This is a genomic window from Rubrivirga litoralis (assembly GCF_031846415.1).
Taxonomy (GTDB): domain Bacteria; phylum Bacteroidota; class Rhodothermia; order Rhodothermales; family Rubricoccaceae; genus Rubrivirga; species Rubrivirga litoralis.
On the sequence record NZ_JAVRHT010000092.1, the window covers coordinates 1 to 996 of the forward strand.

At 70.0% G+C, this 996-nt stretch carries 2 protein-coding genes; both read right to left on the reverse strand.

Going from position 1 to position 996, the window contains the following annotated elements:
- Positions 1-9: 9 nt before the first annotated feature.
- Positions 10-606 carry a transposase gene (locus tag RM540_RS16305; RefSeq protein WP_311666088.1) on the reverse strand — a complete coding sequence of 199 codons (597 nt, stop codon included), beginning with the start codon at positions 604-606 and terminating at the stop codon, positions 10-12.
- A complete protein-coding gene (locus tag RM540_RS16310; protein ID WP_311666090.1) occupies positions 603-956 on the reverse strand; it encodes a helix-turn-helix domain-containing protein in 354 nt (117 codons plus the stop codon). The genes RM540_RS16305 and RM540_RS16310 overlap by 4 nt, the downstream gene beginning before the upstream one ends.
- Between the last annotated feature and the right edge of the window lie 40 nt (positions 957-996).

Sequence of the window (996 nt, forward strand, 5' to 3'; positions counted from 1 at the left end):
CAGCGTAGCTCAGTCGGGTAGGAAGGCGTAGCCGCAGTGCGCGATCCACCCGGAGGCGTCCGATGGTGTGACCGCGGAAACGGCTTCGTCGAGCGCGTCGAGCAGCGCGTCCCGGGCGTCGGCCAGCTTCTGCTTGACGATCGCCTTCACCTTCGACCACATCGGCTCGATCGCGTTGAGATCCGGGCTGTACGGCGGCTGCGGGAGCACGCGGGCACCGACGGCCTCAACGAGTGCGATTGCAGCCGGGCTGTGGATCCGGGCGTTGTCCCAGATCACTACGTCGCCCTCCTCCAAGCACGGCACCAGGCTCTCGGCCACGAACGCCTCGAAGTGGGGGGCCTTGACGGACCCCTCGTGTGCCCGCACCGACCCGCACGTCGCGGCCATCCACCCGATGAGGTTGACCCGCTTGCCGACCCGGAAAGGGGCGACCTCGACGCACCGCGTGCCGATGGGCGCGAACCCGTACGCCGACCGCGCGCCGATCTGAATCCCCGACTCGTCGACGAAAACCAACCGCTCGGCTGGGATCGCCGCGACCTCCGCCAAGAACGCCTCGCGCTTGGCGACCACATCCGGGCGGAAGCGCTGGGAGGCGATCATGGACTTTTTTTTCGGGTGACCCGCCACAGACCCAGCATCCGCTGGACGGTCTGGCGGCTGATGGCGCGTCCGGTGTCGGCCTCGAACCGGCGGGCGATGGTCGCGTGCGGCATCGAAGGGTTCTCGGCGAGGTACCCGTCGAAGAGCGGGCGGTCGTCGTCGGTCACGAGCGGGGTATGGCCACCGCCGTGGGGCCGAGGCTCGACGGACCCCTGAATGCGGTCGAGGTGGCGGAGCCGGTGGACGGTCGAGACGGAGACGCCGAAGCGGGCGGCGACGACGGGGGCAGTGGCCGAGCGGGCGGCGTCGAGGACGCGGCGACGGAGGTCGACGGAGAGCGGGGCGGGCATGGCCGAAGCTACCCTGTCAACCCGGGATGGCTTCGCTGTA

Coding starts and splice junctions, on each gene's coding strand:
- RM540_RS16305 (WP_311666088.1), bottom strand. CDS start 606: ATGATCGCCTCCCAGCGCTTCCGCCCGGATGTGGTCGCCAAGCGCGAG.
- RM540_RS16310 (WP_311666090.1), bottom strand. CDS start 956: ATGCCCGCCCCGCTCTCCGTCGACCTCCGTCGCCGCGTCCTCGACGCC.